We start from the raw sequence: 24,829 nt of genomic DNA, 5'->3' as shown, positions 1-24,829 counted from the left end.
CGCTTAGCGCTTTTCCTTGCCAACGAAAAAGCCAAGGACTGCCGAAACGATTGAGATGATGATGGTGCCGACAATGGCGTCCCACCAGAATGCGTCGATGTTAAGGCCCACCGGCGTGAACTGAGTTAGCCAGCTGGTCAGCATCAGCATCAGCGCATTAATGATCACGGTGAACAGGCCCAAGGTGAGGCAAGTGATCGGCATCGAGAAGAACGAGACTATCGGCCGCACCAACGCGTTGATCAGGCCAAAGATCACGCCCACGATCAAATAGGCGATCACGGATCCAAGGAGGCCTTCGCTGATGGCGCTGATCTGGATTCCGGGGACAATCCATACCGCAGCGGCAAGGGCCAATGCATTAACAATGACTCGAATCAAAAAGCTCATGGGACAACTTTGCCATAAAAGACTGAAAGCACGGTGAGCAAAGAATCTGCCGATTGACCTACCGAGGGCTAGGCTTTGATGTATGAGTGAGAACCCCGTGACCCAAGATTTGGTGCAACCTCGTTCAATAGTTGCGCGCTTGCCAAAATACGCTGCCGGCAAACCCCCTGCAGCAGTCGAAGGACTTGAATCCTTCAAGTTGTCCTCCAATGAGATCCCCTTCGGCCCATTGGATGAGGTGCGTCGAGCGGTCATGGAACAGGACGCGCTGAACCGCTATCCAGACAGCCTCTCCACAAAGCTGCGCGATTGCCTCAGCGATTACCTCGACGTTCCAGCCGAAGATATCGTCACCGGTGCAGGATCGCTCGGCGCGCTGGTGCAGATTCTCACGACCTTTGCCGGTCAGAACGAAGACGGCGTCCAGGACGAGGTGATCTATGCCTGGCGCTCCTTCGAGGCGTACCCAATTTTGGTGCAGAGCGCAGGCGCGCTGCCGGTAGAAATCCCCGTGCTGGATGACGGCCGCCACGATCTTGAGTCGATGAGCGAAGCGGTCAATGAAAACACCTCGGTCATTTTGCTTTGCACGCCGAACAACCCCACGGGCCCGATCCTGACCCAGGTCGAGGTCGATGACTTCATAACGCGCGTGCCGCGTAATGTGCTGATCGTGCTGGACGAGGCCTACATCGAGTTTGTGCGCGATCCCGAAGCGGTAGACGGCGTCAACACCTACCGCGAGAATGAAAACGTGGTGTTGTTGCGCACGTTCTCCAAGGCGCACGGACTGGCGAATCTGCGGGTTGGCTACAGCGTCGCGCACCCGGAAATCACCGACAATATTCGTGTCGTCGCCACACCATTTGCGGTCTCTTCAGTGGCGGAAGATGCCGCCGTCGCCTCGCTGGAAAACATCGACAAGGTGCTTGAGCGGGTCAACACCTTGGTGCAGGAGCGCGAACGCGTGGTGGCTGCATTGAAGGCCCTGGGCTGGGATTTCCCGGCAACCCAGGCGAACTTCGTGTGGTTGCCGCTAGGCGGAAACACACAGGCTTTCACCGAACGAGCCCAAGCCCAGGGGCTGTCGGTTCGCGGGTTTGCCGGTGAGGGCGTGCGGATCTCGATCGCCGAGCCCGCGGCCAACGACCGGATCATCGAATTATGCAAGAATTCTCTCGATTTAAAGCAGAGCTGACCTGCTTCTAATTCTCGCGTTTTAGACGCCTTGAGATATAGGCTGTTCATTAGTTAAGCCGCTATATGTCCCGCAGGGAATGTATTCCTTATGGGGCATATAATTGATCGAAGGAAGTTTTATGCCGCGTGCCGCAACCGAGGCAACGGACCAGGACCTGATTCAGATCCTGACCCCGGAAGGCCAGCGTCTGCCCAACGAAACTTATGATTCGTATTTGGGCGATGTTGACGATGACATGTTGCGTGGTTTTTACCGCGACATGGCGTTGACCCGCAGGTTCGACCAAGAAGCCACGGCCCTGCAACGCCAAGGTCAGCTCTGCCTCTGGGTCCCGCTGCGTGGGCAAGAAGCGGCGCAAATCGGATCGGGCCGAGCCACTCGCCCGAAGGACTACATCTTCCCGACCTACCGCGAACACGGTGTAGCGCTCACCCGCAATGTCTCCTTCTCCGAGATGCTGCGCTTGTTCCGCGGCATTTCCGGCGGAGGTTGGGATCCACGGGAAAACAACTTCCACATGTACACCATGGTGCTTGCCGCCCAGCTGCCGCATGCCGCCGGCTACGGCATGGCGATTAATCTTGAACAGCATGGCTGGGATGAAGCGAAGCGCGCCGAACAGGGCGACGCGGTGCTCACCTACTTCGGTGACGGTTCCTCCACCGAAGGCGAAACCCACGAATCGATGGTTTTCGCCAACTCCTTCGACGCACCGGTGGTGTACTTCTGCCAGAACAACCAGTGGGCCATTTCGGTGCCATTCGAAGTTCAGTCGAAGGTCCCTCTGGTCGCCCGCGCCGCTGGCTACGGCATGCCTGGTATCCGCGTTGACGGCAATGACGTGCTTGCAGTCCTGGCGGTCACCCGCTGGGCCATGGAGCATGCCCGAAGCGGCAAGGGACCGGTGCTGATCGAAGCGGTCACCTACCGCCTCGGCGCGCACACCACCGCAGATGATCCGACCAAGTACCGGCAGAGCGAAGAAGAGCTGGCTTGGGCGCCGAAGGATCCGCTGATCCGCATGGAAACGTACCTGCGGGAGAACAACATCGTCGACGAAGCGTTCTTCGAACAACTCGAACAGGACGGAGACGCGATGGCCGCCCAGGTCCGCAAGGACGCCATGGCATTCCCCGTTCCGCCGCTGTCCAAGTCCTTTGAGCAGGTGTACGCCGAAGCTCACCCACTGGTCCAGGAAGAACTGCAATGGCATCTGGACTACGAAGCCGGGTTCGCGGATGAAGCCGGACAGGGGGAGAAGTAAATTGACGACAACCATGACTCTTGCCAAGGCCATCACCAATGGCTTGGACAAGGTACTTGCATCCAATGACCGCGCCATCCTCATGGGCGAAGATATCGGACGCCTCGGCGGCGTGTACCGCATCACCGAAGGACTGATCGACAAGTACGGTGCCTACCGCGTCATCGATTCCCCACTGGGCGAAGCCGGTATCGTGGGCGGTGCGGTCGGCATGGCACTGCGTGGACACAGCCCGCTGGTGGAGATCCAGTTCGACGGATTCGTCTTCCCCGCCTTCAGCCAGATCACCACCCAGCTGGCCAAGATGCATGCCCGCTCCGAGGGACGGCTGACCGTGCCCGTGGTCATCCGCATTCCTTATGGCGGCGGCATTGGTTCCATTGAGCACCACTCCGAATCTCCGGAAGCCCTGTTCGTGCACACCGCGGGTTTGCGCGTGATCACTCCTTCCAACGCGCACGACGCCTACTGGATGATCCAGCAGGCCGCCGAATGCAAGGACCCGGTCATCTACCTTGAACCCAAACGCCGCTACTGGCTCAAGGGCGAGGTTGATACCGAGGCTCCGGCGCTGGACGCCTTCAAGGCCCAGATAGTCCACCCCGGAGAAGACGCAACCATCGTCGCCTACGGCCCGCTGGTCCCCATCGCGCTGGCTGCCGCGGAGGCCGCCCGCGAGGACGGCCGCTCGGTTGAGGTGATCGACCTGCGTTCGCTCTCGCCGATCGATTTCGACACCATCACCGAATCGGTGCAGAAGACCGGACGGCTGATCATCACCCACGAAGCGCCGACCTTTGGCGGTCTCGGTGGCGAAATCGCCGCGCGCATTTCCGAACGCGCCTTCCTGTCCCTGGAAGCACCGGTGCTTCGCGTCGGTGGATTCCACATGCCCTACCCCATCTCAAAGGTCGAATCCCAGTACCTGCCGGACATCGACAAGCTGCTCGAAGCCCTCGACCGCTCCTTCGCTTACTAAGCGCTAAGGAACCAAGGAGAAAAACATGACTGTCTTTAATCTTCCCGATGTGGGCGAGGGGCTAACCGAAGCCGATATCGCCTCCTGGAAGGTCTCCGTGGGAGACACCGTCGAGGTCAACCAGATCTTCGTGGAAATCGAAACCGCCAAATCGCTGGTCGAGCTTCCCTGCCCCTTTGCCGGGGTAGTCACCGAACTGCACGCGGGCGAAGGCGACACCGTGCTGGTGGACCAGCCGCTGATCACCATCAACGAAGAAGGCGACCCGGTGCCACCTACAGGTGTCCCCGAACCTTTGGAAGCCGCCAACACCGAAACCCCGGTGGCCTCCGAGGAGCCTGGCCCGTTGGTCGGCTCCGGCCCGACAGCGGACTCTGCGGTACGCCGCAAGCGCACCAGCCGTCCGGCGCCCTCGGCCACCGATGCGCGGACCACCCCACCTCGCGGGGGCGCCAGCGCCGCCGGCCTGGCAGATACGATCTCGCGCCGCGCCCAGGGCCTGGGGCAGGCGGTGGCCCGCGAGGTCGACCGCCGCAAGCCCGCCATGGCCAACTTCGTCGACCGGGTGCTTGCGAAGCCCCCGGTGCGCCGGCTGGCCAAGGACCTTGGCGTGGACATCAACGAGATCGTCGGTACCGGCGTGCAGGGTGAGGTCACCCGCGAAGACGTCAATAGCTACCAGGGCCAGCGCGAAGCCGAGCGCGACGCGGCACCAACCTACTGGGGGCACGGCGCCGAAGGCGGCGCACTGATCGAACGCACCCAGGTTCGCGGGGTGCGCAAGGCCACCGCGAAGGCCATGGTGGACTCCGCCTTCAGCGCCCCGCACGTTTCGATCTTCGTAGACGTGGATGCAAGCCGCACCATGGAGTACGTACAGCGGCTGAAGAAGTCCCGCGACTTCGAAGGCATCAAGGTTTCCCCATTGCTGGTGCTGGCCCGCGCAGTGATCTGGGCGGCCGCACGCAACCCCTCGGTCAACGCCTCCTGGGTGGAGACCGAGAATGGTGCGGAGATCCACCAGAAGCACTTCATGAACCTAGGCATCGCCGCGGCCACCCCGCGTGGGCTGCTGGTTCCGAATATCAAGAACGCCCAAGAGCTGAACATGCGTGAGCTCGCGATGTCCCTCAACGAGCTGGCCACCACGGCCCGAGCAGGCAAGACCAGCCCGGAAGAGATGCGCGACGGCACGTTGAGCATCACCAATATCGGTGCGTTGGGCATTGATACCGGAACCCCGATCATCAATCCGGGCGAGGTAGCGATTGTCGCCTTCGGCACGATCCGCCAGAAGCCATGGGTTGTCGACGGCGAAGTGGTGCCCCGCTGGATCACCACCCTCGGTGGCTCCTTCGACCACCGCGTGGTTGACGGCGACCTGTCGGCCCGCTTCATGGCCGACGTCGCCTCGATTATGCAAGAACCGGCCATGCTGCTGGACTAAGCGGTGAAATCAACCCGCCATGCCAGGTGCCATGAGTACCTGGCATGGCGGGTTTTCCCGCGCCCGGTTACTCAAACCCTTATTGATATACTCGGGGGCACTATGACTCGACCGTTCGCTGCAGTCCGTTCCTGGCCCCGATTCGGAGCAGCGCTCCTGCTGCCGTTGGCGCTTCTCGCGTTGCCAATCCCAGCGCAGGCCCAAGACCTCCGGTCAGAGCCGGTTTACCCCACTGTGCAGTCAAGCGCCCCGGCGGAAGACGAAGAACCAATCCTCATTCCGCGTATCACCGCGCAGCAAGAGAACTTTTACCTTGCGGTGAGCGATGCGGCTCAAAGTTCGGTCGATACGCAAGAAATTCTCGATCAGGTACGCCAATCCATGGATCTTTCAAATGCAAAGATTCTGGTTGGAGTCGACAAGGAACCAAACAACCTCACCGGAGCCGCCCAGCTGGTGCGCGGATTGCTGCTCTTCGGTGACAGCGACGCGCTCAGCGATGACTGGCTGGAAAACGGCAAAGAGCTGGGGTATGTCGGCAAAGGCTGGATCGTTGTCGGGGTGATGCTGCCCGAAACCCCGGGAGCACCAACTGAGGTTTCGGTAGAGCCGGGCCGCAACGTCACGCCCGTCGGTTCGGGCGCCGAAGACCGCGTCCAAGGGACCGGCCGGCAGCAGTTCGATGCCCAGAATTACACCCGAGGCCTCATCGAGGTGGCACGGGCCAGCGCCACCGAGCTGAAAGCACCCAAAGACAGCACCACCACAAAAGTCATTGGATTCGGCGTGCTAGGCCTGATCCTGGTCGCAACGGTGATCGCCACCTTGATCGCGCGCCATCGCAAGCATCGTGCAGCCGCTGCCCTGGCGCGCAGCAAACGCGGTGACATGCTCGTGGAGCTGCTCCGCCAGCGCGCCTTGCGACTGGAGAAGCACGGCGCGCGCCCAGCTGCCGGCAACCCGGAAGGACCCAGCGCGCAGGCGAGCGCGGCAATTAGTACCGCGATTCCACCGCTTAATGCCCGCGCCCGCCAATTGGCAGAACAATACCAAGATGGCGGTCCGCTCGATGTTGATCGGTTGGCAACCATGGAAAGCGCCTTGGCCGATCAGGAGGTGCTGGTCGCGGGGAGCAAAGCGCTCAATAGCCTGCTTGACTCGAAGTTCCGGAACAGGGACGACTGGAAGGCCATCGTGCTCACCCAGCGCGAACGGCTCGAAGATACCGCACAATTCCTCAACATACCGTCCGCCGGGCAACTGGAGTGCGTGCCACGACTGCGCACACTGATCATCGAGCACACCAACCGGCTGGACGAGGTGCGCCAACGGGCTGGCGGAAGCCGACATCGAGATCAAAGTACTGCGCAGGTACTGGATGAGCTGTGGATCATGCGAGTCGATCTGCAGCGCGAACAGGCGACAGCCGTTCAACAGGCTAGGGCCGCAAATTTGAAACTCATCGACTCCTTGCGCGAGCGCATGCTCGGTGACCGGGCCGCGAAGCTCTACTCCGATCCGCTGAGCATCGTGGACCGCGCGTACACACGGGCTAAAGAGCTGGCCGTCGAGAACCCACAGGAGCATCCATGAGCCGGCGCGAAATGCTCGATTCTCGTGGTCGTCGACTACGCCGCCCGCGGTCCTGGGCGGCACTTGGCGCAATACTCCTGGCCATCATCACCACGCTGGTGGCCGTGCGTGGGTACACCTCGATCCCGGAGGAGCCACTGCACGAGGTGTCGATCATCGTCGAGGGGTCGCACGAGTGGAACATCAGCCAGTCCACGGTGGACGCGGCACTTGAAAAACATCCCGTCAAGTCGCATAGACCGCTGACGCTCACCGTCACCGACAGGTATCTCAGCGGGGATGAGCTTCTGCGCGGCGAGCTGCCGGGCTACGACGTTCTGCTCTCCACCCAGTTGGAGAACCTTGAAACCGAAAACCTGAACGTTGATCAGCGGTTCCATGGCAGTGCGCTGAAATCCGAGTTCGTTTCCGGAGACGACGAGTATTCGGATGCCCGCTTCGAAATCAGCAATGCCTTTTGGGACAATGTCGGCCTGGGCCACGGACCGCAAGCGGTGATTGCCGCGGCCGAACGCGCGGCGATTGTGCTCTCGGATGTCCCGGTGCAAAATCCGCTGTATTGGTTTGGGGCGATTGGCTTATGCGCCATGCTGACCGCGGTGCTGCTGTATTTTGCGCTGCGCTACCGCTCGCGCTGGAGCTCCCGATATCGTCGCTTGGTTGCCGCGCAACGCAAACTGGCTCGAGTAGTCCTAGACCTCGAAGCTTTGGAAGCGACCTATGCTGCCGCGCCGGAGAATTCCCGTCCAGCAGGGTTCAGCAAAAACTGGAACGACCTGCAAAGCCTGTCCTTGCAGGCGGCACGCAACGAAGACCCGCTGGTGACCTCGCTTTTCAGCAAAGCTGAGGCCCTGAACCAGAACACTGGTGCCAAACTGGCCGAATTTGAAAACACCAGTCGGAAACTCACTCAATTGGCCGATTCGCTGATGGGGGCCGGGTCGGTTCACGCAAATCTCGCTGGAACCGGAAGCACCTTCGATAAGCTCAGCCGCCCGATCTATGATGCAGCTACCGCATTGCTGATTCGCCTGGATCAAGCGCCAGGGCGAATGGTCGCGGGCCAGGACCTGCAGACTTTGCGTGCGGAGCTTGGCGAGCTGTTGGATGCTTCGAAGGGGGACACCGACAGCAAGCAGGCGGTCGCCCGGTGGCGCGAAGCCGAACAGCGGCTTGCGCGGCACACCCGCACGCTGATCACCTCGCTGCGCCGCTATCCGCACGTCCGGATACCCGCAGCGGCGCAGATTTCCCAAGATCATCGGCAACTGCGTGAAAGCCTGGGCCTCGAAGCCCCGGAAGAATCTAGCGCCTTGCACCACCTGCGCTTGGCCAATGCCCTGGTGCGCGCCACGCTGGGGGACACCCTCGCCTCGGATGGCGGGAGGCAAGCGCCCGGTGAGGACGCCAAGTCCAGCACCGGGATTGCTTCGGCTCGGGGAAAGCGAGGTACCGCCGGTACCGAGGAACCGGCTCCGCGCCGTCGCGGGCTGCTGATTGCTCTGGCGGCATTGACGCTGATCGGCAGCATGGTTGCCGCCGGATTAATGGTGGCCAAGCTGACCGCAAGACCCGAGCTCGCCAGCGAGGGCAGCGGACAAGGCGTGAGCTTTGAGGTCGATGATCCAGCGGGGATGCTCGTCGAAGAAGACGTCCTGCACTATATGGACACCGACTTCGAAAGCGACAGCAGCTTCACCCTCGCGGTACGAGATGCCGAAAGCTATCTTAAATTCCGTCCCCCGGAGCCCGGGAGCACCTTCCGCGATGTTCTGCCCGTCAGCATCCTGGAGGCCAAATGGCGTTTGAAGGGTGAATTCAAGGACAAAGTAGATCCGGTAACCGGTGAGCTTCTCCCGGAGGAAGCGATCATCCCGGTACTGGTCACCGACGCCGAAAGGACCGTCGTTCCGGGAATCATCAGCTCCGAGGTGCAACGTGGCGAGTATTCCTGGGGCCGCCTGAACGCCTGGGAACACGGGTCGATCAGTGAATCCAGGTATTTGGAGATGGAGGTCGCCGGGACCCTGGATGACTACAACGAGGCGCTGGAACGTAATGGGTATGAGCGGGCTGGGTTCTCCACCGCGGGTCTCTTCTGGATGCTCAGCTTCATGTTCTTCTTCACCGTCGTCAACCTGGTGCTCTTCGTGCGGTACCTGCTCGGTGCCACGACCCGCATCAGCCGATTCGGACGCGGCGCGGGAGCCCTGGCTCGGTCGAAGAAGCAGCTCGAAACGTTGATGCTCGGCTTGGACGACGCACAGCTCAACGCGGTGGCGGTGCTCGGTTCCGGCGGCCGAGGGCGTGCGGATGAAGCCGGGCAGCGGCTCTTCGAACGTGCTCTGGTGATGGCGTGGCACGAAGCGGAAGAACTCTCGCAGCTTCCCTTGTCCGAACGCTTGCACCAGTCATATGCTCACCGAGTGGCCCACCTGGAACGCTTGGTGGCGATGCTGGGTGAACGCGATGCAGATATTGCCCGCCGCGCCAAGGCCCTGGTGGCCGCGACTCGTGGTGCTGGCGGAGATGAGCCAGCCTCGGTCACCCTTCCCGGATAATTTCGGTATCAGGCTTCCAAAACAATAAAGAGGAAGGCGAGGAACCGCGGGTCTTGGCGGCCGTTGAAAAATTCAGGGAACTTCTCCACGGCTTCTGGAGAAGGGGCGGGCTCTTCGAGGTGCGTCAGCCGGAAACCTGCTGCTAGGAAAGATGTCAGCATGGCCGACAAGGACCTGTCCCAAAAGGTCAGTTCGGTTTCTTGCCCGTTCATCTGCCAGTTTTCGGTCCTTGAACGGGTTTCGAAGTAGTTTGTCTTCACTCCGGCCTCACGTTGGCCTAGCCAGGTCGCGAACGGGTGCTCGACCGAGAGAATCAGGCGACCGCCGGGTTTGAGCACGCGTCTCATCTGGGCCAGGGTGTCCTGCCAGTCTTCGAGATAGTGCAACGAGAGCGAGCAGATCACGTCATCGAAGGTATTGTCTGCGAAGGGCAGTGGCGCAGCTAGATCGGCCACTCGCAGGTCCGCCTCGGGCCGAGCCGATCGCGGGCAATGTCGAGCATTGCGGCGCTGCCGTCGATGCCGATGACGGTAGCTCCGAGTTCAAGCAGATCGGCAATATTCGGGCCGGATCCGCACCCGGCGTCCAGCACGTGATGGCCTTCGACCTCGCCAAGCAGCGCGCGGATTGCAGGGCGATTGTAGTATTCGTTGAGCAGGCTTGAATCATTTTCGGCGGTATAGCCATCGGCAATGGCGTCGTAGGCCGCAGCGGCGGATTTCACTTCTACATCTGGGAGCTCCATGCAGTAATACTTGCACAAGCAGCTGCCGCTGGCCGAAGAGTCTTGGTTCAGCGCACCTTGGGATATCAGCTGAAGATGCTGGGCGCTACCTGCGGCCGCGCCATCCCCGGCGGGCGGGCACCGCAGGTAGCCAAGCGAGAGCGACGGCCAAGCTCCCGAGAATTCAGGGGAGGCATGGCCGTCGTCGGAGCAAGCGGCATTGGCTAGCCGAGCACCTCGGGCAACGGGCTGGGCTCATTGTCCAAGACATTTTGTGAAAGGAACTCGAAGATCACCTGGTACCAGATCTTGGCGTGCTGCGGGCTGAGGACCCAGTGGTTTTCATCTGGGAAGTACAAGAACTGGTGGGCGGTGGTTCCGTCCGCCTCCTGCGGCAGCCCGGACTCGGCCAACAATTCGTACCACAAGCGCAAGCCCTCACCAATGGGTACGCGGTAGTCCTTGTCGCCATGAATCACCAGCATGGGCGTCACAATGTTCGCAACAGAGTTATGCGGGGAATTGACCTGGATCATTTCCTTGCTCATCTCGCGTGTCCAATAGAACGAGGCATCGGTGGTCTTGCCGAAACCTTCCAGCGCCCACAGGCTCGCATGAGTCACGATGGCCTTGAACCTATCGGTATGCCCGGCGATCCAGTTGGCCATGTAGCCACCGAACGATCCGCCCATGGCCGCCGTCCGGGTCTCATCGATATCCGGGCGGGACTCGGCCGCATCGGTGATGGCCATTAAATCCGTATAGGGCTCGAATCCCCAACGCCCCCAACCACGCTGGATGAACTCCTGGCCGTAGCCGGTAGACAGCGAGGGGTCGGGCAAGAGCACCGCGTACCCTTGGGCCACCGCCAGCCAAGGATTCCAACGCCAGCTCCAGGCATTCCATGAGCCCAGCGGTCCGCCGTGAACCCACAGCAGCAATGGCGCCTTGGATTTCGGGCCGGCAGTTTCGGGAAGCGCCAGCCAGGCGCGCACCGGGGTTCCGTCCTCGGCGGTGGCCGTGACCTCGGTGAGCGTGCCCGGAAGCTCGGGCCGCGGTGCGGGGGAGCGCAGCTCGGATACCCGCGCGTATTCATTCTCTTCCAGGTCCGAGAGGTGGGTAAGTTCCACCGCCACCGGTTCCGCAGGATATTCGTAGCATGAACGCAGTGCGTAAGCGGTCCGTGAATCCGGGCTGATCAGTACGTTGGCGTATGCTCCGGTATCGGTCAGGCGAGTGATCTTGTCCCGGTCCAGCGACAGGTGGAAGATCGGGCTATGCCCGTGCTCGTCGGCGACGATCAGCAGCGAGTGGCCGTTAGGGAACCAGATGATATCTTCCGCCCAGCGGTCCCAGCCCACTGCGATTTCATGGGATTCTCCGCTGGCCAGTTCCATAAGCCAAAGGCTCATCACCGGAGCGGTTTCGGGTGTGGAGCGGGTCCAACGGCAGTAGATCAGTTTGGTCGAGTCCGGGCTGATCTTGCCTACCGTGTACTCGTAGTCCTGATCCGGAGACAGGAGCATCTCCTGTTCGCCGGAATGCAGATCGATGCGCATCAATCCGGTAGCCACCGAGCCGCGGCCTTCCGGTATCATCCACTCGGTAATCAGGAACTCGCCACTATCCGCGGCGGTGAACGCAGCTTCTGTCTGATTCGCACCGATCCCGGGGGTAAGGTCCTTGAGCGTGCAGGCGTCGGTGCTTGAGCTTTCCGGCAGCCGGGTTGCATAGAAATGTGGTGTCTGCGGTCCAAGGTCCGCATCCCAATAGCGCACCGGATAACTGCTGTGCAGGATGGCGGAGATCTTCTTCTCTTTGCGCTCGCCGAGGATCTTTTCCTCGTGTTCCAGGTCCTTTGCGCGGGGCAGCCCGGCGGCGCGCACCAATAGGTCCTTCTGGTTCCGGGCGAATGTGGTGACCGATTCGATGCCTGCCGGATGCGACAGAATGGACCGTGCCTCGCCTCCCGCCTTAGGCAGCAGCCAGGCTTCGGGCTTGGCCTCGTCCTTGGAGGAGCGCTTGGACAGAAAGAGCAGATCGCCGGTGGCGGTGAAGTTCGGCTGAGATTCGCCGTTTTCGCCAAAGGTCAGCCGGCGGGCCGGTTCGTGTCCGCTGGGGTCGATCTCCCAGAGGGCAGAGCTGTATTTTGTGGAGTCTTCGGCAAGCGTGCTCACCGAGGTGACTAGCCGGGTGCCATCCGGTGAGAGGGCCAGCCCGCCGAGCCGGGGAAGGGAGATGTAGCCATCTAGATTATGAAATGGTTGCTTTGCATGTGCCATAGGACACATCATTCCACTATTGCCGCTCAGGTACTAGTGCAATGCACAGCTGCGTTCCGGGCAGAAGCTGCGTCGCATCACGCGAGTTGCGTCCAAGACTTAATGCTTTTGATATTGGAATGGCGTGCCGGATAGGGGATTGTGGGAGCGAAGGGGCCCCGCACCCGCTTAGCGCGGCGTGCCGGCCGGCTCGCCGACCTGCAGGGACTGCTAAGGAGCAAAAAGGTGAAACAACGACAACTATCGCTGCGGCTGCTGTCGCTCACGGCGCTCTCCGCGCTCGCGCTGGCTTCGTGCTCGGCGAATGATCCAAGCCCGGAACCGGCACCGAGCGAGAACACTCAAGTCCCGTCCGCCTCGGAAACAGCGCCCGCGCCAAGCGCCGGCGACTCGCAGAGCCCGAGCGCCGACGGATCCGATAATTCGGCTCGCACCGGTGAAACCGACCTACCCCAAACTCAAGAGATCATGGGCATCGGTTTCCAGCTGCCCGCGGAGTGGTACGTAGAAGAAGATTGCGACGGCGAATGCATCGAGTACGACAAATGGGAGATCAAGGATCGCAGCGGTGCACACGTGATGACCCTGCTCCCGAATACCGCGACCTCTCCGGACGGCGACATGAACCTCTATGAGCGCGAGCTGCTCAAAGAAGTTCCGGTACCCGCACTGGAAACTCCAACGAGTCTTATCGCCGAGTTCTGGACGGGCACCAGCCAGGAAGACGGCGAGAAGGAAACCGGTTTCTCCCTGGCGCTCGTCGATGACCAGGTCCTGAAAGAGCGCACCGAACAACCCGATCTGGATTATTTCAAGATCGGCGACAGCCAGGCGCCGATGCTCTGGGTGGAAGAAGAATATCTGGAGGATCAAGGGATCGGTGACGATCCCACGCGTGCGGGCGTGGACAACTTCCTGGCCAGCGAAGAGTATCGAACCATCGAGAACATCCTGCTCTCCGTGCGCCATGCGGCAGGTTAAAGACCAATGGTGTGGAGCCCTAGGGAACTCCACACCATTGCCGGGTGATTAGACCAGGGCCTTCTCATTTCCCGAGTCGTCATTGCTTGCGCGCTCTGCGGCCAGGCGTGCGCTTGCCAGCTCGTTGATCCGCTTCCGGCTGGCGTACCAGCCGAGGATCAACAGCGGAACGATGATCGCCAGTGAGGCGATGGTCCAGGTGCCCACCGGATTGTCGAAGGCCATCATGACCAGCACCGCGGCGAGGAAGGCCAGCGTTACCCATCCGGAGATGGGCGCCAGCGGCATCCTGAAACTCGGACGCGCCAGGCTGCCGCGGCGGGCGGCCTTGACCAGCGCCATCTGGCACAACACGATCATGCCCCAGGAGGCCAAGATTCCCACGGCGGCGAAGTTCAAGACGATTTCGAAGGCCTTGGCCGGAACAAAGGCGTTCAGCACCACGCCGAATACCGCGACGGCCGCGGTGATCAAGATGCCGCCAAAAGGAACACCGGACTTGTTCATGCGTCCGGCGAAGCGTGGGGCCGAACCGTTCAAGGACATGGAGCGCATAATGCGCCCGGTGGAGTACAGGCCGGCATTCAGCGAAGACAGCGCGGCGGTGAGCACCACCAGGTTCATCACCACGTCCATGCCCTGAATGCCGATGGAGCCGAAGAAGGTCACGAACGGGGATTCGCCGGCCTTGTACGCGGTGTACGGCAGCAGCAAGGAAAGCAATACCAGCGAGCCGACGTAGAACACCGCGATGCGGATGATCACCGTGTTCACCGCTTTCGGCATGACCTTCTCGGGGTCCTTTGCCTCTCCGGCCGCGGTGCCGATCAGCTCGATCGAAGCGTAGGAGAAGACCACTCCCTGCATGAGCACCAGCACCGGCAGCAAGCCATTGGGCAGCAGTCCGCCGTTGTCGCTGAGAATGGAGAAGCCAACTTCATGGCCGTCGATCGGGGTGCCGAAGATGACGAAGTAGCAGCCAACAATCAGGAAGCCCACCAGCGCGACAACCTTGATCAAGGCGAACCAGAATTCCATCTCGCCGAAGGCCTTGACCGAAACCAGGTTCATGCCGAGCACCAGGGCAAGCGCCGCCAACGCCCAGACCCACTGCGGAACCGCGCCAATCCAGGAAACGTATTTGCCGAAGAACGCCATGTACAGTGCCACGGCGGTGATGTCCACAATTGAGGTCATGACCCAGTTCAGCCAGTACAGCCAGCCGGTGGCGAAGGCGGCCTTCTCGCCGTAGAACTCGCGGGCATAGGAAACGAACGAACCCGAGGTCGGGCGGTGCATGACCAGTTCGCCCAGCGCGCGCAGGATCAGGAATGCGAAGAAGCCGCAGACCGCGTAGCTCACCTGTTTCGTGCCACGGTTTGTGATTGAAAACCTCAATAGGTTCATGACCTGATGTTATGTTTTCACGTCTTGGCCGAAATACTTACTAATAAATAGGTTCCCGGTACCCTGAACCCATGGGTTCCCGATTCATCCGCAAGGTCCGCACCGCATCCGGCGCTGTCGCCGTGCAAATCGTGGACCAAACCGGACGCACCACCACCTCCGTGGAACACATCGGCTCAGCGAACACCGACACCGAACTAACACTGCTGCTACGCTCCGCCGAACAACGCTTGCATCCAGGGCAGCAAGCCTTCGACTTCAGCGATGTGGAACAAGAACCCTCGTCCCTGGACGAAGTCGCTGACTGGACCAAGAACGCCGCAATGCCCGACGTGATTCCTGACCGCGGAAGACCCCGAACCGGCGCCACGGGCACCGCGAAAGTCGTTGCATCTCCAGCCACTGAACTGTGGGACATCCTCACCGCAGCCTATGCGCGGCTTGGGTTCGAAGTCCTTGATGACGAGGGGTTTCGTGCCATGGTGCTCGCCAGGCTCATTGAGCCGACATCCAAAGCAGACACCATCAGAGTGCTCGATGACGTCTGTGCACCGCACCCGTCCTTGCGGACCCTTTTTCGCAGCCTGCATCGCTGCCACGATTTGAACTACAAAGACACTCTGGCCAAAGCCATGGTCGCCTACCGCAGCCGATCCGTGGGGCTCGGCGCAATGATCATGTATGACGTCACCACCCTTCACTTTGAGTCGAAAAAGGGGGATGACCTCCGCAAAGTCGGCATGAGCAAAGAGCACCGGGTTGACCCGCAAATCCAAGTCGGGCTTCTAGTGGACCCGGCCGGGTTCCCGCTGGAAATGCATATGTTTGCCGGGAACAAGGCCGAGACCACCACGATCGTTCCGGTGGTCCAAGCGTTTCAGGAGCGGCACGGTATCACCGACATGGTGGTCGTCGCTGATGCCGGCATGCTCTCCGCCGCGAATCTGACCGCTTTGGAAGATGCTGGGTTCAAATTCATCGTCGGCTCGCGTATGGCAAAAGCACCTTATGACTTGCAAGAACATTTCGATACGAAGGGCAACCGGTTCGCCAACGGGCAGATCCTGGAATCGAAGCGCGTCATGGGCACCGGTGCAAAAGGCCGAGAACGCCGAGTGATTTATCAATGGTCTGCGAAGCGTTTCGTCACTGATAATCGGAACATCAACCTGATGGAACGCCGTGCCATGGGCATTGCTGAAGGCACAAGCCAGATGCGTAAAGCACGGTTCGTGAAAACGACCGGGACGAAGCCTGAAGTCGATGAGGCACGTATTGAGCGTGCCCGTATGCTGGCCGGATTGAAGGGCTACGTCACGAATATTGACCAGTCGGTGATGAAAGGTCAGCAGGTCCTTGATTCGTACCATGACCTCTGGCAGGTTGAAGCGTCATTCCGTATGACCAAGAGTGACCTTTCCGCTCGTCCGGTGTTCCACAGGGATGAGGACGCCATTGATGCTCATTTGACTGTGGTGTTCGCTGCGTTGGCGATTGGCCGGCATTTGCAGGAGATCTCTGGGATGAGTTTGAAGCGGATTATCACTGATTTGAAGGGTGTTCGTTCGGCGAAAATCCAGGTCAATGACGATTATGTGGTGATCCCTGCTGAAGTTTCTGCCGAGCTTCGAGAGCTATTGAAGAAGCTCAAGCGTGGATAAAAGTACTTACTAAGGCTTTGGCACGAAACAGGTAGAACTCGCGGGCATAGGAAACGAACGAACCCGAGGTCGGGCGGTGCATGACCAGTTCGCCCAGCGCGCGCAGGATCAGGAATGCGAAGAAGCCGCAGACCGCGTAGCTCACGACGATGCCCGGACCGGCCGCCGCCAGGCGCCCGCCGGCGCCCATGAACAGGCCAGTGCCGATGGCGCCGCCAATGGCGATCATCTGCATCTGGCGGGAAGAAAGCCCCTTGTGGTAATCGTCGTCGCCGGCGGTGAGGCCCGCCTCGGGCACGTGCGCCGCGGTGGCGTGGGTGGTGGAATGCTCCATCGGAATCCTTGGGTGTTAGTCGGAGAGATTTGCCAGGCGCTCTGGCTTGAGCAGTTCGTTCAGGTCTGCGGCCGAGAGCAGGCCGCGTTCGAGCACCAGCTCGGCCACGCCGCGTCCGGAATGCAACGCTTCCAGCGCGATCGACGTGGACTGGGCGTAGCCCAGCCGGGGGTTCAACGCGGTGACCAGGCCGATGGAGTTCTCCACCTCGCGGCGCAACGCGTCTTCATCAACGGTGATTCCATCGATGCAGCGGGTCGCCAGGGTGAGGCAACCGTTGGTCAAGTGCTTGAGCGAAAGCCCGATGGAATGGGCGATCACCGGTTCGAAGGCGTTCAGCTGGAGCTGGCCGCCCTCGGCCGCCATGGTCACCGTCATATCGTGGCCGACCACCTGGTAGGCGATCTGGTTGACGACCTCCGGGATGACCGGGTTGACCTTTCCGGGCATGATCGAGGACCCGGACTGCACCGCCGGCAGCTGCAGGTCGTTGAGTCCGGCACGTGGTCCGGAAGAGAGCAGGCGCAAATCGTTGCAGATCTTCGAGATCTTCAGCGCCACGCGCTTGAGCACTCCGGAGAGGTGCACAAAGGCGCCCACATCGCTGGTGGCCTCGATCAGATCGGGACTGGTGGTCAACGGGAGGCCGGTCAATGCGGCCAGATGGCCGCGCGCCGATTCGGCGTAGCCTGCCGGAGCGTTCAAACCGGTACCGATCGCGGTGGCCCCGAGGTTGATCTCGGTGACCAGCGACAGCGATTCGGCCAGCCGATCGCGGTCTTCGCGCAAGGTGACGGCCCACCCGCCAAACTCCTGGCCGACGGTCATCGGCACCGCATCCTGCAACTGGGTGCGTCCCATTTTCACCACGCTGCGAAACTCGCCGGCCTTGGCCAGGCAGGAATTCTCCAGCACCAGCAGGGCGTCAAGCAGCGGCTGGGTGGCGAAGTGCGTGGCGATGTTCACCGCGGTCGGGTACGCGTCATTGGTGGACTGCGAGAGGTTCACGTGGTCATTCGGGTGCAGAAAGGAGTACTCGCCCTTTGCATGCCCCATGATTTCCAGAGCGAGGTTGGCAATGACCTCGTTGGCGTTCATATTGGTACTGGTCCCTGCACCGCCCTGAATGGGGTCGATGATGAACTGTTCGTGCAGGGCGCCGGCGGCGATCTTTTCGCACGCTTGGTCGATGGCCGCGGCGCGCTCGGCGTCGAGCAGGCCCAGCTCGTGGTTCGCCCGGGCGGCCGCCTGCTTCACGCGGGCCAGCGCGGCAATCAGGTGCGGGTTGCCGGTGAGGCTGGTGCCGGTGATATCGAAGTTTTCCTTGGCGCGCAGGGTATGGACGCCCCAATAGGCGTCGACCGGGATGTCGCGGTCGCCGATCAGATCGTGTTCGCTGCGTGTGGCGGGAGCCTGAATGGTTTCAGACATGAGTGCTCGCTCCTGATTTTAGGCGCACTGAATGCACCATAGGTGTTGGATGGAAACTGAAAATTATCGGGTTAGAGGGCTGTCAGTTCGCCGACCGGCTCGCCGCCGCCCAGGGCAGGGGAGGAGGCCAAGTCTTCCAGCGCCGTGGGCATCCGGTCGCCCAGGTGGCTGGACAGCAGCTTGATGGTGATCGGCATGCGGGCCCGGTCTGAGCCATCGGAGATCTTTACCGCCAGCGAGGATCCGTCGGGCAGGCCTATGGCCTGGATTCCCTCGAAACCATCCTTGGCCACGGCGCCGGGCAGCGCGCGCATCAGGTCGGTGACGTCGCGCCCTTCGCCGGCGACCAGTTCCGGATAGGCGCGCATGGCGGCAGCCACGCGGCCCTCGGCGGTGTCCGGCGCGGCCTTGGCCAGCTTCGCGAAGCCGCGAGCCAGTGCAGTGAGGGTCAAGGGGTAGACCTGGGTGCCGCAACCGTCGGTGCTGATCGTGGTGATGCGCTCTTCGGTGAGTTCCTCAACGATATCGCGCAGCGCCGCGGCCAGCGGGTGATCGGGGTCCAGGTAATTCTCGGTCGCCCAGCCGTTATGCTTGCACATGGCCAGCAGCGCCGCGTGCTTTCCCGAGCAGTTCTGCGCCAGTTGGGTGGCGCTGCCGCCGTCGGCGAGCCAGCTGGCCCGTTCGGCCACACCGTAGGGCAGGTCCGTGGAGTTCCCGAGCTCCGCGAGCTCCAGCCCTGCCGCGCGCAGCGTCGAATGGGCTACCTGCTGATGGCGCGTCGAACCGGAATGGCTGGCGGCTGCCAGTGCAATCTGTTCGCCGCTCAGTTCCAGGCCCGAGCGCAGGATCGCCACGGCAAATAGCGGCTTCAGCGCGGAGCGCGGGTAGAAGCGGGTCTGCTGATCTCCCAGCGCGGTGATGATCTCCCCGTGGGAATCGAGCAGTACTGCCGAACCATAGTGGATCGATTCGAGCACCTCACCGCGGCTGGCGGCGACCAGCGGCACATGGTTTGGAAGCTCTGGGGCAGCGCGCTGCGCCAGTCCCGCGGACGCGGCTGCGGAGGGGGTCACTTGGAACTCCTGACGATAGTTGAAACTGCTTGCTGCACGGCGCTCAGATGTTCGGCCATCGCTTGGCCGGCGGCTTCCGCGTCGGACGAGCAGATGGCTTCCAAGATCTTGCGGTGCTCGGCATTTGAGGGGGAACGGCGCCCGGTGACGAGGTTGACCGTTTCGGATTGGCGGGCCATGGCTTCGCGGATGTCGCCCACGACGCGGTCGAACACCGAGTTGCCGCTCGCGCGGGCGATCGCCGCGTGGAAGGCTGCGTCGAGTTCCACCCAGGCTTGCGCGCCGTCTTCGGATTCCATGTCATCGATGAGTCCGTTCAGCCGTTCCAGATCTTCGCTGGTGCGCCGGGCGGCGGCCAATTCGGCTGCGGGGATTTCGATGTGCGGGCGTGCCTCATAGAGGTCCGCCGAGGAGAAGGTGCCGAGCACCAGATCCCGGGTGGGCCGGTGGGAGATGACGAAGGTGCCGCGGCCGGTTTCGGTGCGGGTCAACCCGAGGGCGGCGCAGGAGCGCAGGGCTTCGCGGACCACCGAGCGGCTGACTCCGTAGGTCGAGGCCAGGCTCGCTTCGGAGCCGAGCTTGGCACCGAGCGGGATCTCTTGGGCCTCGATGGCTGCGCGCAGCGTGTTGAAGACCGCTTCGGAGGCGCTGGTCCGGGCGATCGGTTGCTGTCCGGCTGTCCAGCTGTCTGACAGGTTCATGATTACTAGTGTGAAGTGTGATCCACCCTACGTCAAGCCGGCCTTGAAGTGAGAGTGAATGCTCTAGTCAGCGACATGAGGATGCGAGGGCTCAAGATATTGCAGCGACACGGGTGACCATTTAATTGACGCGTCATGTAAATTTCATGAAAACGAGTCTAGGATGAAATCAGGTGAACGGTGCTGAGCCGTTGCCTCAAGCGAAGGTTCTGAGCACAGCCGGTAAATCCTGGCCGGATGCGCGGGCTTTCCCAACTACCCCTAGCGTGGTCTGGGGTATAGCAGAGAGAAGACTTGTCCATGAAAACTCGTGCAGCGATCGTATCGGCTCCGGAGCAAAGTTTGGAGATCCGCGAACTCGAACTCGATGAACCTCGATCTAACGAACTACGTGTGCGCATCATCGCCTCCGGTGTCTGCCACACCGACGCCATCATCCGTGACCAGTGGTACCCGGTGCCGCTTCCGGTGGTGCTCGGTCATGAGGGCTCGGGCATTGTGGATGCGGTGGGCGCAGATGTGGACGGCTTCAGCGTAGGCGACAAAGTCGTACTGGGCCCAGCGTATTGCGGTAGCTGTGAACAGTGCGTGTCCGGTCACCCGATGTACTGCGTGAACTTCTACGACCGCAACTTCGGGGTGCAGCGTCCAGATGGTTCCAAGGCTTTCTCGGAAAATGGCACCCCGGTTGGCTCGCACTTCTTTGGGCAGTCTTCCTTCGCCGAATACACCAACGTCGTCGCCCACGGTGCGGTAAAGGTCCCAGATGATGTGCCGCTTGATATTCTTGGCCCGCTAGGCTGCGGCATTATGACCGGCTCCGGTGCGGTACTTAACGTGCTCAAGCCAGAACCGGGCTCATCGGTCGTGGTTTTCGGCACCGGTGCGGTAGGCATGGCCGGTATGCTGGCGGCGAAGGCGGCCGGCGCCACCACGATCATCATGGTGGATATCGTCGAATCCCGACTGGAATACGCCAAAGAACTTGGTGCCACCCACACGGTGAACTCCAAAGAAGTTGATCCAGTCCAAGCGATCAAGGATATCACCGGCGGTGGGGCACAGTATGCGTTGGACACCACCGGGGTGCCCATGGTCTTCACCCAGATGACCAACTCGCTAGCCATCCGCGGTCATGCGGCTTTGGTCGGGGCAGCCAAGCTGGGCACTGAAGCGAAAATCGATATCGGAACCCAGCTTCTCGCCGGAATTAACGTGCACCTGGTCATCGAGGGAGACGCGGTACCTAAGGAGTTCATCCCGCGCTTGATCAACCTTTACCGCCAGGGGCTGTTCCCCTTTGACAAGCTGATCAAAACGTACAAGTTTGAAGACATCAACCAAGCTTTCGCTGATTCGGCTGACGGATCTACGCTCAAGCCGGTCATCGTCTACTAAACTTCATCGGTGGCAGAAGTAGCATCTGCTTAAAAGGTAGCCCCCGGATGGAATGTTAATCCGATCCGGGGCTACCTGTGTCAGTGGTGCTTATGGAATCGTGATGATCTGCCCGGCGTAGGACAGGCCGCCGCCGAATGCGAAGAGCAGGGCCTTGGAGCCCGAAGGCAGCGGATCATCCGAGGCCATCAGCTTGGAGAGGGCCAGCGGCACCGAGGCTGCGGAGGTGTTGCCCGAGTAGACCACATCGGTAGCGACCCGGGCGTTCGGTGCACCGATCTTCTCGGCCAGCGGTTCGATAATGCGCAGGTTCGCCTGGTGCAAGACGATGGCGTCCAGCTCTTCGGGCTTCATCTCTGCGCGCTCGATGATCTTCGAGGCGATCTTCGGCAGCTGCGTGACGGTCCAGCGGTAAACGCTCTGGCCGTTCTGCGCGAACTTCATGTCGTTCTCAGCTTCGATGCGCACCGCGTCGGAAAGCGAAGGAACCGAGCCCCAGACCACCGGGGAAATCCCGGAGGTTTCCGAGGCGGTGATAATGAAGGCGCCCGCACCGTCGGCGGTCAGCACGCAGGTGGTGCGGTCGGTGAAGTCGGTGAAGTCGGTCAGCATTTCCGCGCCGATCACCAGTGCCTTGGTGGCGCTGCCGGCGGCGATAGCACCCTGGGCCAGACCCACCGCGTGGGCGAAGCCGGAACACGCAGCGTTGATGTCCATCGTGGCCGGGCCCTGCTCCATGTCCAGCGCCTGAGCCACGCGAGCGGCCATATTCGGCGAACGGTCCTCGGCGGTGCAGGTGGCAACGATGATCAGATCAATGTCCGTGGCATCAATGTTCTCGGCATTGTCCAATGCCATTTTTGCGGCCTTGATGGCCATGGAGTCGACGGTCTCGATTCCGGTGCCCCAACGACGCTCCTGGATGCCAACACGGCGGGTGATCCACTCGTCACTGGTTTCGACCAGCTTCTCCAACTCGGTGTTGGGTACGATGCGCTCTGGCTGGAAGTGGCCAAAGGCTACGACTTTGCTGCCGGTCATGGGTTTAGCTCCTTGGAAAATGAATGCTCTTGCACTCAAGGTTAGTCGTTTTGCTGCCTACTCGCTGTTCACATCTGCTCTGCGGCGTATGAGATTGACCAGAAAACCGGCAAAGCGTGCAAAAAACTCCTGCTTTTCACTGCCTTTCGGGCAGGTTCATGACGTTGTGGTTCGCTGTTTACCTGTCGGCCAACAGCGTGCGGTGCAATGGTGGGAAAGCGCCGGATGAGGAATCGAGGATAGGGGAGAAGGATGTCTGCAACTGATGTAGCGACTGCCGAACTAATGAGCCTACGCCCGATTCCGGGAATCGGGCCGAACCGGCTTTATCACGCCGGGGCCCTGAGCAGTTTTGGTCCGCGTGCCGTCGAACAGTTCCAAGGTCTCGATGTGGGCACGCTCATTGATCTGCGTGAACCCAAGGAGATCCAGCCAGAATCCATTCCGGTACTGCCCGGGTTGCGCTACCGACCGATCTCGCTGTATTCCGGTCAATTACCGGTGGACAGAACGCTCGGCGAGGTGCAGCGAATCCTCTTGGACGGCCGGGGTGCACGGCTGGTGGCGGTCCTTCGAGCGATTGCCAACGCCACCGGCGGAAGCATCGTGGTGCAATGCCAAAATGGTGGAGAACGCAGCGGGCTGGTGATCGCGCTGTTATCGGCGGCCCTGGGCATGGATCGGGCGCAGATCTTGGCAGATTTCGCGCCAGAGTCCTTTCAGGCCTCAGACACGTTATGGCAACGCGACCGGGCGGCCCTGAGCGGCACCCTCGATTGGCTGGGTGAAGGCTACGGTTCGATCCCCGGCTATCTGCTCAGCAAGGGGTTCACCGGGGCAGAACTGCGACGGCTGCAATCGCTGGCCAAGCATTCGGCACCCCGTGAGCTGCGCAGCTTGGTGGCCAGCTGATGAAAACGCTGAACGTAGTCCATCTGAGCGACACTCACCTGTGCGCCGAAGGCAAGCTCCTGCACGGCACCATCGATGCGTGGGCTCGCTTGCGCGCCGCGCTCCACGCGGCCAAGCACTTCGCTCCGGACGTTGTGGTGGTGACCGGGGATATCGCCGATCGCGGGGCACGGGTCCACGAACGCGCCGCGAAGCTATTTGCGAAGTTCGAAAATGAGCTTGGCTGCCCCATCATTACCGTGCCGGGCAATCACGACCCCCAAGAGTCGGTTAACGAAGCATTTAATACCTTCCGCCTGTCCACCGGGCCGCATATCGCAAATACCGTGCACGAGATCAACGGACTGCGCATTATCGGCCTGGACAGCGCAGGCTACCGCGAGGCTCGCGGCTGGCTCGATGCGCCGCAACTTCGCTGGCTGTCCTCTCTGCTCACCGAGCCGGCCCCGCGCGGATCGCTGATCCTCATGCACCACCCGCCGGTGGAAGCGATGGCCGCGGAGCTAGCAGGACGCGGACTGGCGAATCCCGAAGACCTCGCCCTGATACTGAGCGGCAGTGATGTGCGCGGCATCCTGTGCGGCCACTTCCACCAAGCCGGTGTCGGGCAGCTGAAGGGCACAAACGTCTTCATGGCCCCAGCAACCTCCTACAACACCAACGCCTACGCACCACTGGAGATCTTGAGCGGACCGGAAAGCTCATGGTTCTCCTTGCTGCAAGTTGATGCGCAGTCGATCCGGAGCAGTCCCATCCCGGTACGGCACGGCACACGCAAGAACAAGAACCACATCGCAAGTAAAACGACTAACGCAACACGTGCCAGAATTCCGGCACATTCGAGAGAGACATCATCATGAACGCAACAGAAATCGTCTTCGTGCGGCACGGAGAAACCGAATGGAATCGCGCCGGACGCCTGCAGGGCCGCAGCGATCTGCCGATGAACGACAACGGGCGCCGCCAGGCCCAACAAGCAGGCATGGAACTGGCAGCCACCGGAGCTTGGGACGCGGTAGTTTCCTCCCCGCTTTTCCGGGCTCGCCAGTCGGCGCAGCTCATTGCCGATCTGCTCGCCGTGCCGCGCGTGCAAGAATTCCCGGAGCTGATGGAACGGGACTACGGAGACGCCGAGGGCACCGTCGTGGCCGGGTTGAGCGAGGAGAATATCCACCGCCTGATGGACCTGGGGGAGAGCGAAGAGCACCTGGTGGAACGCGCGATCAACGTGCTGTTCAAGATCTCGGTGCAGCACCCGGGGCAGCGAGTAGCCGTGGTCAGCCACGGTTCGCTGATTCGCTCGGTGCTCACCGAGCTGCACGGACCGGGCCAAGCACGGGTTGCGAACGGAGAAGTCATCCGAGTAGAAACCGAGCTGCTGACCAATTATGTGGCCCGCGAGCCACTGTGGCACTGAGTCCACACTGAAAAAAGAAATCCACGTTGACC

20 protein-coding genes and 2 pseudogenes are annotated in these 24,829 nt (G+C 61.3%); 13 read left to right on the top strand and 9 right to left on the bottom strand.

Translation table 11 applies throughout. The annotated features are described in order from the left end of the window. Positions 1-3 precede the first annotated feature (3 nt). Complete coding sequence (locus tag CIK76_RS12350; RefSeq protein WP_096286884.1) at positions 4-390, bottom strand: phage holin family protein; 387 nt, start codon at positions 388-390, stop codon at positions 4-6. Positions 391-472: 82 nt separating this feature from the next. Here CIK76_RS12350 and CIK76_RS12345 point away from each other — a divergent pair, with 82 nt between their 5' ends. The 6 genes from CIK76_RS12345 to CIK76_RS12320 all read left to right on the top strand — a co-directional run bounded on the left by CIK76_RS12345 (position 473) and on the right by CIK76_RS12320 (position 9,435). Then, positions 473-1,588, top strand: coding sequence for a histidinol-phosphate transaminase (locus CIK76_RS12345; RefSeq protein ID WP_096286882.1), 1,116 nt, complete (start codon positions 473-475; stop codon positions 1,586-1,588). Positions 1,589-1,709: 121 nt separating this feature from the next. Beyond that, positions 1,710-2,855 (top strand): pyruvate dehydrogenase (acetyl-transferring) E1 component subunit alpha, encoded by a 1,146-nt coding sequence (gene pdhA, locus CIK76_RS12340; protein ID WP_096286880.1) that lies wholly within the window; start codon positions 1,710-1,712, stop codon positions 2,853-2,855. Positions 2,856-2,868: 13 nt separating this feature from the next. Further along, positions 2,869-3,834, top strand: coding sequence for a transketolase C-terminal domain-containing protein (locus tag CIK76_RS12335; protein WP_275542577.1), 966 nt, complete (start codon positions 2,869-2,871; stop codon positions 3,832-3,834). A gap of 25 nt (positions 3,835-3,859) precedes the next feature. After that, positions 3,860-5,281, top strand: a complete 1,422-nt coding sequence (locus CIK76_RS12330) for a dihydrolipoamide acetyltransferase family protein (RefSeq protein WP_096286876.1) — start codon at positions 3,860-3,862, stop codon at positions 5,279-5,281. A gap of 102 nt (positions 5,282-5,383) precedes the next feature. Then, positions 5,384-6,874 carry a hypothetical protein gene (locus tag CIK76_RS12325; protein WP_141393548.1) on the top strand — a complete coding sequence of 497 codons (1,491 nt, stop codon included), beginning with the start codon at positions 5,384-5,386 and terminating at the stop codon, positions 6,872-6,874. Beyond that, positions 6,871-9,435: a DUF5129 domain-containing protein gene (locus tag CIK76_RS12320; protein WP_096286872.1), complete on the top strand. Its 2,565-nt coding sequence runs from the start codon at positions 6,871-6,873 to the stop codon at positions 9,433-9,435. The genes CIK76_RS12325 and CIK76_RS12320 overlap by 4 nt, the downstream gene beginning before the upstream one ends. Before the next feature lie 8 nt (positions 9,436-9,443). On the opposite strand, the pseudogene CIK76_RS12315 reads toward CIK76_RS12320, so the two are convergent. Further along, positions 9,444-10,180 (bottom strand): annotated as a pseudogene (locus tag CIK76_RS12315) (class I SAM-dependent methyltransferase). A gap of 42 nt (positions 10,181-10,222) precedes the next feature. Here CIK76_RS12315 and CIK76_RS19410 point away from each other — a divergent pair. Next, entirely contained in the window at positions 10,223-10,387 is a 165-nt protein-coding gene (locus CIK76_RS19410; RefSeq protein ID WP_176484195.1) for a hypothetical protein, read from the top strand. On the opposite strand, the gene CIK76_RS12310 is transcribed toward CIK76_RS19410, so the two are convergent. After that, positions 10,384-12,441, bottom strand: coding sequence for a S9 family peptidase (locus tag CIK76_RS12310; protein ID WP_096286870.1), 2,058 nt, complete (start codon positions 12,439-12,441; stop codon positions 10,384-10,386). The two genes, CIK76_RS19410 and CIK76_RS12310, sit on opposite strands and share 4 nt — an antisense overlap. Positions 12,442-12,666: 225 nt before the next feature. On the opposite strand from CIK76_RS12310, the gene CIK76_RS12305 reads away from it, so the two are divergent. Continuing rightward, the gene (locus CIK76_RS12305) at positions 12,667-13,422 is read left to right on the top strand and encodes a hypothetical protein (RefSeq protein ID WP_096286868.1); all 756 of its coding nucleotides are present in this window, start codon (positions 12,667-12,669) and stop codon (positions 13,420-13,422) included. A gap of 48 nt (positions 13,423-13,470) precedes the next feature. Here the strand turns inward: CIK76_RS12305 and CIK76_RS12300 are convergent, their stop codons facing one another. After that, positions 13,471-14,829, bottom strand: a complete 1,359-nt coding sequence (locus CIK76_RS12300) for an amino acid permease (protein ID WP_096286866.1) — start codon at positions 14,827-14,829, stop codon at positions 13,471-13,473. Between the two features lie 122 nt (positions 14,830-14,951). Here CIK76_RS12300 and CIK76_RS12295 point away from each other — a divergent pair, with 122 nt between their 5' ends. Next, the gene (locus CIK76_RS12295; RefSeq protein ID WP_096286933.1) at positions 14,952-16,490 is read left to right on the top strand and encodes an IS1634 family transposase; all 1,539 of its coding nucleotides are present in this window, start codon (positions 14,952-14,954) and stop codon (positions 16,488-16,490) included. 31 nt (positions 16,491-16,521) lie between these two features. Here CIK76_RS12295 and CIK76_RS12290 read toward each other — a convergent pair. The 4 genes and pseudogenes from CIK76_RS12290 to CIK76_RS12275 all read right to left on the bottom strand — a co-directional run. After that, positions 16,522-16,824: pseudogene (locus tag CIK76_RS12290) on the bottom strand (L-asparagine permease); the annotation flags it as partial. Positions 16,825-16,839: 15 nt separating this feature from the next. Continuing rightward, positions 16,840-18,255, bottom strand: a complete 1,416-nt coding sequence (locus tag CIK76_RS12285) for an aspartate ammonia-lyase (RefSeq protein WP_096286864.1) — start codon at positions 18,253-18,255, stop codon at positions 16,840-16,842. A gap of 71 nt (positions 18,256-18,326) precedes the next feature. Next, the gene (locus CIK76_RS12280; RefSeq protein ID WP_217990384.1) at positions 18,327-19,328 is read right to left on the bottom strand and encodes an asparaginase; all 1,002 of its coding nucleotides are present in this window, start codon (positions 19,326-19,328) and stop codon (positions 18,327-18,329) included. Further along, complete coding sequence (locus tag CIK76_RS12275; protein WP_096286862.1) at positions 19,325-20,029, bottom strand: FadR/GntR family transcriptional regulator; 705 nt, start codon at positions 20,027-20,029, stop codon at positions 19,325-19,327. The genes CIK76_RS12280 and CIK76_RS12275 overlap by 4 nt, the downstream gene beginning before the upstream one ends. Before the next feature lie 300 nt (positions 20,030-20,329). Between CIK76_RS12275 and CIK76_RS12270 the strand changes: the two genes are divergently transcribed. Then, positions 20,330-21,427 carry an NAD(P)-dependent alcohol dehydrogenase gene (locus tag CIK76_RS12270; RefSeq protein WP_096286860.1) on the top strand — a complete coding sequence of 366 codons (1,098 nt, stop codon included), beginning with the start codon at positions 20,330-20,332 and terminating at the stop codon, positions 21,425-21,427. 90 nt (positions 21,428-21,517) lie between these two features. On the opposite strand, the gene CIK76_RS12265 is transcribed toward CIK76_RS12270, so the two are convergent. Next, the gene (locus CIK76_RS12265) at positions 21,518-22,468 is read right to left on the bottom strand and encodes a beta-ketoacyl-ACP synthase III (RefSeq protein WP_096286858.1); all 951 of its coding nucleotides are present in this window, start codon (positions 22,466-22,468) and stop codon (positions 21,518-21,520) included. 252 nt (positions 22,469-22,720) lie between these two features. On the opposite strand from CIK76_RS12265, the gene CIK76_RS12260 reads away from it, so the two are divergent. Genes CIK76_RS12260 through CIK76_RS12250 form a run of 3 tightly spaced genes read left to right on the top strand, consistent with a single transcriptional unit; the run spans position 22,721 to position 24,797 of the window. Beyond that, positions 22,721-23,380, top strand: coding sequence for a tyrosine-protein phosphatase (locus tag CIK76_RS12260; RefSeq protein WP_096286856.1), 660 nt, complete (start codon positions 22,721-22,723; stop codon positions 23,378-23,380). After that, the gene (locus CIK76_RS12255; protein WP_096286854.1) at positions 23,380-24,240 is read left to right on the top strand and encodes a metallophosphoesterase; all 861 of its coding nucleotides are present in this window, start codon (positions 23,380-23,382) and stop codon (positions 24,238-24,240) included. Before CIK76_RS12260 ends, CIK76_RS12255 begins: the two co-directional genes overlap by 1 nt. After that, on the top strand, positions 24,237-24,797 hold the full coding sequence (locus CIK76_RS12250; RefSeq protein WP_096286852.1) for a histidine phosphatase family protein: 561 nt from the start codon (positions 24,237-24,239) through the stop codon (positions 24,795-24,797). Before CIK76_RS12255 ends, CIK76_RS12250 begins: the two co-directional genes overlap by 4 nt. Positions 24,798-24,829 lie beyond the last annotated feature (32 nt).

The sequence above is a fragment of the Glutamicibacter sp. BW80 genome, assembly GCF_002332385.1.
Lineage (GTDB): Bacteria > Actinomycetota > Actinomycetes > Actinomycetales > Micrococcaceae > Glutamicibacter.
This window is presented reverse-complemented; position numbering and strand designations above follow the sequence as displayed.